Genomic DNA, 10,534 nt, shown 5'->3' with positions numbered 1-10,534 from the left:
CGTGCTTGCCCCAGTTCTTGTCCGAATAGCTGCCTTGCGGATAGTGATAACCGCGTTTGCTACCGCCGTTGGTTCCCGAAAAAACTTGTCCGTACGAATCGATCTCCAGACTGAACGTGTTCCCGCCGCCCTCGGCATAGATTTCGAAGACTTTCGACTCGGGGTGATATCGCCAAATACACTGGCCTTCGAAACGAACGCCCTTGGTCACTTGTGAGCTGACCGTTCCGGCCGTGGTGCTGCCGTTGGCACCGTACAGCCAACCGTCCGGTCCCCACAACAGGCTGTTGGCCACCGAATGCGTGTCTTGCAGCCCGAATCCCGACAGATGCACTTCCGGATCGCCGTCGGGCACGTCATCGCCGTCGGCATCGGGATAGTGCAGCAAATATGGCGGGTTCAACACCCAGATGCCTTTCGGACCGACTTGGACCGAGGTGGCGATGTTGAGTCCCGTGATGACGTCCTTGCTGGCGTCATACAGACCGTCGCCGTCGGTATCGCTGAACACCGTGATCTTGTCCGCCCCCACGGCGCCATGGGGCGGCGGTTCGGGCACCTTGTCGTAAACGGCCCGCAGGTATTGATCGAAACGCTCGACCTTCAGCCCGGCAGGGTACTGGTACTGGCGGTACTGCACTGCCCACATGCGACCGCGCGAATCCCAGGACAGAAACAACGGCTGCGAAAGCTCGGGTTCGTGGGCGATCAAATCGGCTTCGACGTCGCTGCGGAGCCGAAGCCGGTCGATCATCTGATCCGGCGGTGTCAGCTCGGACGCGTCACGTTGGGCGCCCTTGGCGGAGAACGTGCGAAAGATCTCCGCGACCTTTTCGTTGCCGGCGGGGCTCTCCGTTGAACTCGTTTGCGCGAGGGAGTGCCGGATCGAAAGCAAGCCGGTGGCCCAAACGGCCATCATCAAAACAACGAATCGCATCAAATTCCCCACAGAAAAAGGTGACGGACGACCGAACAGCCGGTCCCAATAAGCCTTGCAAGATGATAGCCGACCGCCTCCCGCTTTGCTCGACTCTCGGACGCACCACGTTACACGGTGGGTTCGTCATTGAGGTGTGAAGCCACCCTCCCCTGGCAGCATTGGTATCTACACATCGTTTGTATGTCAGATCGGTTCTGAGTTTGTGCATGGCCGTTGGCCAAATCCAACCTCATTGCGATGAGGTTCCTGGGGCGGCGCAACCATCGCAAATGCTCCGTTTGCTTGCCCCAGGCTAAGGATATGCATGCCCTTTGGGCAAAAAGCGACTTGTGTAGATACCAACCTCCCCGGCAGGGAGGGTCGATCGCAGCGAGCAGAGGGTCGTTGCTCGTCGCTGGTTGCTATCAATCGGTGCCGTGAAACTGACCTTCCACTGAGCAGACGGGCTGACGTATGTTTCACGCGCAATGAAACCGCGGGTGGGGACGTCGACACGGCTCTTTCGATCTCGCGGCGCGAAACACTTTCCCAGGGATGGGATCATTCGATGGACGATCGCCGGCGCACCCATTACACCACCGCTCCGCAGGCCTACCACACGCATTCGGTCGGCATGCCCCCCGACGTGATGCATGACGCGGCAAGGCATGGTTTGCCCCCTTGGCCGGCGGCCGATTTCCGTTTGTACCATGCCGAAATCGCGCGTCTGCGCCAGCTGCTCGCGTCCACTCATGCTGCCAACAACCGGCAAGCCGCTGAGATCCGCCGACGGGCCGAGCAAGCGCTGGCGCAACAAAAACAGTTCTTGGTGGGAAAAATCGAAACGCTGCAACAACAGCTCTCGGTGTTGCAGCATGAAACGCGGACCGAACGGGACAACCACGAGCAAGAAATCGCGACCGTCAAACAACAACTTGCCGAAGCTCGCAGCGCTGCCCAAGCCGTCAACCGGCACGTTGCGACGTTGAAACATGAACTGAAGCACGTCGCGCAGGCCGCGTCGGCCGAACAAGAATCGCTCCAACGCGCCCACGACTCCATCGTCAGCCGGCACAACGCAGCGATCGCGGACAAGCTCGCAACGATCAAAGCCCTGCAACAGCAGATGGATGACCAGGACGAGATCCTGGAACATTGGAAAACCGCTCAAGAACAAGCTGTCCAGCTGAGCGAATGGTACGAAAGCGAGCACGAGCGAGAACGTCTCCGGTACACGCAACTGGTCGACGAATTCGCCCGATTCCGATCCAAAACCTCCGAAGCGTTCGCGATCTGCGAAGACGAACTCGAAACGCTGGAGGCGACCGTCGGGATCTTGCAAACCGACCACGAAATGGTGGAGCTGATCAACGCCGACCTGGATCATCTGGCGGACTTGCGGGAATCGGAAATCCGGCAGTTGCAGACCGAGCTTGAGGCGGTGCTTGTCGAATCTTCCTGTGATCGGCAAGAATCCCAGCGTGCCATCGAGATGCTTCGCAATCAACTTCACGACACCACCGCGCGACTGACGGCGGTCTCGGAAGAGAAAACGTCGCTGATCGAGACCGTCGCGAGTTTGAAGGCCAAGTCGGATGACTTCGACGCGTCCTTGTTTGCCAAGGATCAAGAGATCGATGCGACCAAACGACTCGCCGCCGACGCACAACGACAGCTGGAACAAACGCGGCGCGAAAACAACGGACTGGTCAGCCAGAATGACCAGCTGAGGCATCGCGTCGGTGATCTGTCGAAAGAGATCACGATCGTGCAGACCGAACTCGCCGATGCCAATCAGCGTGCCGACCAGGCGGAGTCGATGCTGTTGGAACGGGATCACCAGCTTCGCGAGATTCAATCCGCCGCCCGAGCAGCGGACGCCAACTCGCTGTTGCGGGCCAACGAAGCCGAACAACAATACGCCGTGGAACTGCAGCGTCTGGAGGCGGAACTGGAGCGGCAAAAGCAGGCACAACACAGCGAATCACAGCTCAGCGCCAGCGATCAGGCGAAAGTCGCCGAACTCGAACATGCCCTCGCGGCCAGTCAACGATCGGTAGCCGTCTCGTCGACCGAGAACGATCGTCTGCAGCAAACCATCGATCAGCTCCACACGCGGCTGGCCGATGTCGAACGTGCTGCCGCGGCGAAAGCCGATCGAATTGAACTGCTCGAAGCCACGCTGAGCGAATTGCGTCAGGACGCATCGAGTCACCAACAAGAAAACGTGCAACTGCGAGCGGATCTGGCCGAGCGGCGGTCTCAACTGGCCGAGTCTGCCGATCGAATGGCCACCGCCCAACACACGATCGCGCAACTGACCGAGAAGCTGGACCAACAATCGCAACAATTGGAACAGCTCGAGCAAACACGACAGAAACAGGTTTCCGAGCCCGTCCAGTCGGACCTTGAGGCCGAGTTATCCGCTAAGTGGCAAGCTCAAGTGACCGAGTTGGAGCACAACCAAGTGACACTACGCGAGCGTCATCATCAAACTCAACTCGCCCAACAACAAACGATCGAGAGTCTGCAGCAGCAGCTTCTGGAACGAACCGCTCAATTTGAGTTGCTGGAACAACGAGCCGCCGCATCGAGCGAGGAGGTCCGCACGTTGCAGGCGCAGCTGGAGCACTGGTCGATGCAGGAGAGTCCGATCAATGAGGTGAAACGTCTGAGCAACGAATTGTCCCGCTGCATCAGCCAGCACGCACGTGAGCGGGAAGCCTTGCTATGGCGGATCGAACAACTGCAAACGGTACGTAGCCTGAGCCGCGCGGCTTAGCCACGAGCGAAACGCAAGACCGCAACGTTGAGCGTCGTTTGCTCTCGCTTAGGCCCGAAGGCTCGCGGCAAACGGCTGATCATCCATTGACATCAGCCGGTTCGCGCCGGTGTCCGGGCCTCGCCACTTCGGTTCGCTTGGCGGTCTGGCGTCCTGGTGAGCGTCGCGATGGCACGTGGTCGTGCGCGTGGCGATCCTCGCCGTCTGGGAACGGCGGCGACGTCAGAGCGGACGGTGATCGTCCGCTCGTGAGTATCTGGCATCGATCCGATGCGATCCGATTAGATCAGATCACCGAAGGCGGCATCGAGGGCATCGATCCGGTCGTCCTCGTCGTCATCGTCATCAAATGCGATCAAGTCGATCACGTCACTGACGAGTGCGGCGGGCGCGTCCTCGGAATTGTCGATGAATCCGACTTGCTCGCCTTCGATCCCTTCACCTAGACCGCTAACGGCTTGGCGACGGGCCAATTCGTTGATCACCGCCAGGGCATCGAGCGGCGTGATCACTTTGTCGCCATTGACGTCAAAGTAGGGCGGTCCGAAATCGCTGTCCTCGACCGGAATTTGCGACGCGCCGGACCGGGCCAATCGGTTGATCACCAACAGGGCGTCGATCGGTGAAATATCACCATCGTCGTTCACGTCGGGGTTCAGGTTGGGGTTCTGCAATCGGCTTCCGATCACTTGCACCCGCACCGTACCGGGGCTGCTGACACGTCCGGTGGTATCGGCGATCGTGTAGGTGAAGCGATCGATCCCGAGGAATCCATCGGCGGGAATGTATCGAATGGTGCCGTCGCCGAGCGGCACGACATCGCCGCTGAACGGACTGTCAACGATTTGAATCGATGTCAGATCGAGTCCGCGGTTGGGTGCCCCGGTTGCAGCATCGGGATCTTGGTCATTGGCAGACACGTTGATCACGATCGTTTCATTGAGGAACGTTGCCACCTGGTCGGTGCGAGCGATCGGGGCGGCATTGGCCGAGATGGTCACCAACGCTTCGGCGCTGAACTGGCCGTTATTGTCGGCAACGCGATAGCGGAACACGTCTTCCAGAGCGAAGCTTGGCGACGCGGTGAAGGTGATGACACCGTCGTTGCTGATCGACAACGAACCGAATGCCGGTTGCAGAGTGATTTCGATCGAGGCGGGATTCAAGGTACCGTCCACATCCGAATCGTTGGCCAGCACGTTGATGACGGTCGGTCCAGTCGGATTGAGCGTCGGGTTATCCGGCCGAGCAACCGGCGCGTCATTGACACCGTTGACCGTCACCGCCACCGAGACGATGTTGCTCAGCGCCCCCTGGGAATCGACCACGCGGTAGTTGAAGGCATCCACACCGGTGCTGCCCTGCGTCAAGGCTTGCAAGGCAATCGAGGTGGACGGATCGTAGGTGATGACCCCGGTCGCCTGATTGTATTGGACCCGGGCTCCGCTGAGTGAGAAGCTGTCGGTGGGCATGACGATCGTCAGCGTATCACTGGGATTGCCGATATCGGGATCGATGTCATTGCTCACCAATTGGTCCGCCGTCAGCGTCAGCACTGCGTCTTCGCTGGCCGTCACGTTGTCGGTTACCGCAACGGGCCGATCATTGACCGCCGTGATCACCAACCGCAGCAGTTCTTGAGCGCTGGATCCACCCAGCGAATCGATCGCCCTGACGGCCAGGTCGACCGAACCGTTGGCGTTGGCCGCCGGAATGAATCGCAGGGTGCCGTCGTCGCTGATGGCCGGCAGTTGTTGGAACAAGCCTTCGGCGCCAACTGGCGTTGTGACTTCAAAGCGAACCGTTTGAGTCAACTCGTCGGCCGGTCCGGGGCTGATGTTGGAAGCCCACGGTTGGGAGTACGGGCCACTGTCCTCGTCGACGGTGATCGGATTGGCGACGCGATCGAATGTCGGCGGATCGTTCACCGGATTGACCCTCAACGTGAAGGTCCGCGGTGCCGTCGACGCAGCCGGTGTGCCATCGGTCGGCACATCGGTCAAGACGACCTCGAAACTGGCGATACCATTGGCGTCACCGGCGGGCTCGAACAACAACTGGGCGGTGTTCGTGTCGCTATCGACGACCGCGACCGGTGCCGAAGCAAACAGGCTGGGATCACCGGCAATCTGGGTAACGGTGAAGAACACGTCCTGGCTGCTGAGTTCGTCGAGCGCCGTTCGCGGACCAGGCAGAACATTGACCGCCCAGTCGTCGATCGTCACGGCACCGGCGTCCTCGTCGACGATCACGTTGACCGGACCGCTGTATTGCGGCGTGTTGTTGACCGGCATCACATGGATCGAAACCGAGTTGGCTGCGATCTGGGGATTGAAGCGTTCGACGCCGCCGGTCCCGAAGTCCACCGTCGTCCCATCATCGGTCACGGTGTAGATAAAGGAATCGGTTCCGACGAAGTTCGGACGGGGCGTGTAACGCAGGCCGATCAAGGCGCCACCACCATCACGAATTTGAGTGATCGAGCCACCACGCGCGGTTTGAAGCGGCGTCGGCTCCTTTAACTGCAGCGTTTGATTGCCGCCGGGGGTCAAGTCTTGACCTTCATTGGCCGGCCCCACGGCAAACACATCCAACAGACCTCGGTCATTGCCGACGCCGACACTGAAGATGTCCAGCGATCCGTCTTCATTGATCGAGAATTCCAGCGGATCGACGTCGGTACGGACCACCGGAGGATCATTCTGCGGCAGGACATCGATGGTGATCGTGACCGGATTCGACTTGTTCAAATCGCCTCGTGCCAGATCGTCGGCCCCGTTATCGACCAACACGATTTCAAAGTCAAAGCTGCCGAAGACATTCGGTGCCGGTTGGAACGACATCACGCCGGTCGGCGTGATTTGTGGGGGCGTCGAGAAATAGTCGCCCGCCACGCTTGAGTCGAAGGACAGCGGCGAGACGGTGAACTGAACGGTTTGACCGTTGATCACATCAACTTCGTCAAACGCGGTCGCCGGGGGAGCCGGTTCGATGTCGAAGGCGAAGTTGTCAAACGTGATCGGCGCGCTATCTTCGATGACTTCGATGCTCCGCAGCGGGCTGTTGGGGTCACCGAGCGTGACGGGCAACAGGTTGACCGCAAATTGCGGCCGGTCATTGACCGGATTGAGGACGAACTGCACAAAGTTGGCGGCCGTTCGCGGAGCGGAGCTGAAGCCTCCACCCTGATACGTCGTTCCGTCATCGATCACCGTGTAGGAGAACGAGTCGACCGGACCGATGTTGGCGTTGTAATTGACCGGTGGGTCGTAGAACACGCCGGGATTGCCGAACGAATCGACGCCGAGGGTCAACGTTCCGCCCAGGTCGGTGCGCGTCGGGATCTGATCGAGCGACAGGGTTTGATTGCCGCCCTCGATGTTCGGATCAGCTTCGTTGTCGGGTCCGACCACAAAGACGTCCAGCAAGCCGACGCGGTTGTAGCCGCTGGCGTTGGGATCCCGACGAAGTGGGATGAAGAACGGCGTGTCGACGTCACCGCCGGCCTGCGTGTTGTCCTCTTTCAACGTATACGTGATCGTCCCGTCGATGATGCGATTCGTGTTCGGATCAATCACCTCGGCGACCGTGTATTGGTCGTCGGCGCCGGCGTTGTCAGAAGTACCGGTGACGTTCGGATCGAACTGCGGCGGGTCGTTGACCGGGCGGACGTTGACCGTCACGGTCGCGTCGGTCGATTTCGGATCCGTCGGGTGGTCGTCGGTGAACGTGAACACATAGATCACTTCGCCGACCAGATTCGCGTTGGGGAACACCGTCAATCCACCGCTGGCGGTGACGATCGGCAGATCGGCCATCACGCCTCGAGGATCGGTCACCTGGATACCGGTCAAACGATCGACCGTCGGACGTCCCTGGTCTTGCAATTCGTCTGCGGCGGTCAGCGGACCGGGCAGCACGGTGGTGAACACATTGTTGATCGTCGCCTCGGCCGGGGTCGGATCTTCCGGCACATCGATCGAATCGAGATTTTCGATCAACGGGAAATCGTTCGCCGGCTCGACCGTGATCGTGACCGTCGCTTCCTGGATGCTCGTCTGCTCCGGCAAGCCGAGCACGGTCTGGGCGACCGGCAGCGTCGTTCGACCGTCGTCGGCGATGCCGTAGGTGAACTGGTCAAACGGTTGGAACGGCTGCAATCGGTTGTAGTCGTCCGCCGGCTGGTACGTCCCGTCAGTGAAGGCTCCGTTGACGAAGTTCAACGTCAACAGCCCGCCTTCGGGTGTCGCCAGCGTTTCGGTTCCGGTGAAGCCGCTGGCAACCGTCACGTTATCGGCCGGTGTGGTGAACGACACGATGCGAAGCGTTTGCTCGCTCTCGTCGTACGGTGTTCCCAAATTCACATCGAAATCGCCCGGCACGTTGGGCAATTCCGTCACGACGATCGAAGTCGTTCCGCTCAGCGTGACCGTCGGTCCCGCAGCGGCGGCGCCCGTCATCCCGGCGTTGACCAGCAGGGTCGCGAGACGCGTGGCGAGATCATCGGCCAGTTCCGACACCGTGTAGGTCAACAGCACATCGGTTCCGATCGAGGCGGTCGAGGAGGTGCTCAGTTCGACCACCGTCGGTTGACCGGTTGCGTCGGTGATCACCAGCGTTTGCCCGTCAACCAATGCACTCCCGTCGACCAGCGTGATCGAATCCACGGTGGTGGTGATCGGCGAGTTGGTAATCGGGCTGACACCGTCGAGCAAGTCGGCCGCGGTGAACGTCAGCAGGTTCGGCCCCGCCGGTTCGACCGCTTCGGTCATCCCGAGGGCGCGATCGTAGGCAACCGGAGCATCATTGACCGGTTCGATAAAGATCGTGCTGGTGATCGTGGCCGTTCGCGGGACCACGTTGCGGGTGCCGTCGAGTTCCTCGTCGACGCCCATGTCCTGAACTTGATAGGTGAATTCGACCTGACCGTAGATGTCGTCGGCCGGTGTGAACAGGACATCTCCTGAAGCAGCGTCGATCTCCACCGTGCCGAATCGCGGGTCCATCGAAACCGAAATGATTTCCAGTGCTCCGTCGTTGCCGTTGACGCCGAGGACTTCATCGGCCGCGACGAAGGGGTCGAGGGGATTGGTCGTCACAGCCGGTCCGGGAACATCATTGCCCAGCAGGAACGCCGCGGGAATGATCAACTGGTTATCTTCGGTCGGGACCGGGAACTGCAGGTTCTGGTCCAGATAGAAGTTGCGGTAGGCGTCGTTGGCCGGCGAGATCAGCTCGGGCAACAACACCGGATCGCTGTTTCGCGGTGCGACCAGGATGTTCGCATCGGCGTCATCGGTCAACGGTGTCCCGGCAACCGGATTGCCATTGAGATCCAGCGATCGACCATCATCTTGGATGGTGAACGAGAACATATCCAAGATACGGGGGTCGGCAGCGTCCCGCAGGTTGTCGCTATTGAAGTAATCGGCACCTTGATAGTAGATCTTGGTGATGAAGGTCCGCTCGAACGTGGTCGGATCATTCGGATCGGCCGGTTCGGTCGCGAAATCTGCCCAGACCGTTCCGAACTGCGGGGTGGTTCCGATGGCGGACTGATTGTTCGCGTCGATCGTGACACCGCCAACGGTGATCGAGATCACCCGCAGCGAAGCGATTTGATTGGATTCATCCCACGGCGAGGTGGGGATCATGATGTCCATGTCTGCGATCGCACCGACCAGCAATTCCGAGGCAAGGAATTCCTGGGGCTGATCGGCGGGCGACTGACCGGGCTGGAACTCCAGCGCCACCAAGTTCGCATCGGCGGCCAGCGGGGCATCGTTGATCGGCGCGACGTCGATGTTGACGGTGGCGAACACCGCATTGGCGTCGGCTTCGGGGCCGTCGTTGCGTTGTTTGCTGATGCGATAGGTGAACGAATCCGGTCCGTGATAATCCGAGTTCGGCGTGTAGGTGAACAGCCCCAATGAGGCGTCATCCAGGCGGACTTCGCCCCACGTCGTCAAGTAGGTGTCAGTCGTGCCTGCTTTCAGTGGCGCGTCGATGACGACCAGGCTGTTGACGAATTCATCAGCCGGCAGACTGTCATTGGCCATCAACGAGGCCTGGCTGCCGGAGGTTCCGTCGACGACCAGAACTTCGTCTTCGTCGACGGTGTAAGTGTCGTGATCGGGCAACGGTTCGGCGATATGGACGATATTGACCTGGTAATCCTCGACTTCACCACCGATCGCCAATCCGAACGGGTCAAAGCTGCCGGCAGTGGAAATCCGCACGCGGGCGTAGGTCAGGCCCGTCTTGGCAGTGGCCGGCGTGAAGACGCGGACCTGGTTGACGCCATCGACGACATCTAAGCCGGAGATCAGTTTTTCGCCCTGGTCCAAGAAGTCGCCGTCGATGTTCAGGTCGACCCAGATGTCCAGTTTACCGCTGCCGGTGACAGTAATCGGTAGGACGGCACCGGCGCGATCATTGCGATCCAGGAATGCGATCACGTCGGCCGAATCGGACGTCGGTGAAACGGTGCCGTCGGCCAGGATCAGCCCGGCGGTCGTCGCCGTCCCTTGGAACGATCCGACGGTCAGACCATCGTCATCGCCACCGGTTCCGGTGAAGTCGTCGCCGACGGCCCCGACCGACGGGTTGCCATCGTCGTCGCCGTCGATTACGGCGCCGAGAATCGGGGTGCCACTCTCGGCGATGACATGTCGTGGACCGTCACTGGCCAGCAACGTGCGATAGGTGTCCGGGGCGTCACCGAAATCGATTTCCACGTCGGGAATGATGACGGTGAATCGGGTGTTACCGTTGCGTTGGTTCGATCGCAGCAGGTTGCCCGCCCGGTCGGCGATCAGCGAGTTGTCCAAGTT

3 protein-coding genes are annotated in these 10,534 nt (G+C 60.2%); 1 reads left to right on the top strand and 2 read right to left on the bottom strand.

Annotation, left to right across the window (positions count from 1 at the left end):
• The coding region (locus ABX749_RS09015; RefSeq protein WP_372895683.1) for a PVC-type heme-binding CxxCH protein at positions 1-937 on the bottom strand (937 nt) is incomplete at its 3' end.
• A gap of 550 nt (positions 938-1,487) precedes the next feature.
• On the opposite strand from ABX749_RS09015, the gene ABX749_RS09010 reads away from it, so the two are divergent.
• A complete protein-coding gene (locus tag ABX749_RS09010; protein WP_372895682.1) occupies positions 1,488-3,701 on the top strand; it encodes a hypothetical protein in 2,214 nt (737 codons plus the stop codon).
• Positions 3,702-3,982: 281 nt separating this feature from the next.
• Here the strand turns inward: ABX749_RS09010 and ABX749_RS09005 are convergent.
• Positions 3,983-10,534 (bottom strand): tandem-95 repeat protein (locus tag ABX749_RS09005; RefSeq protein WP_372895681.1); only part of this gene is annotated, 6,552 nt, incomplete at its 5' end.

It is taken from the genome of Stieleria sp. (assembly GCF_041595215.1).
GTDB lineage: Bacteria > Planctomycetota > Planctomycetia > Pirellulales > Pirellulaceae > Stieleria > Stieleria magnilauensis.
The sequence above is the reverse complement of the archived record's forward strand: the minus strand, read 5'-3'. Positions and strand labels throughout refer to the sequence as shown.

Coding starts and splice junctions, on each gene's coding strand:
- ABX749_RS09010 (WP_372895682.1), top strand. CDS start 1,488: ATGGACGATCGCCGGCGCACCCATTACACCACCGCTCCGCAGGCCTAC.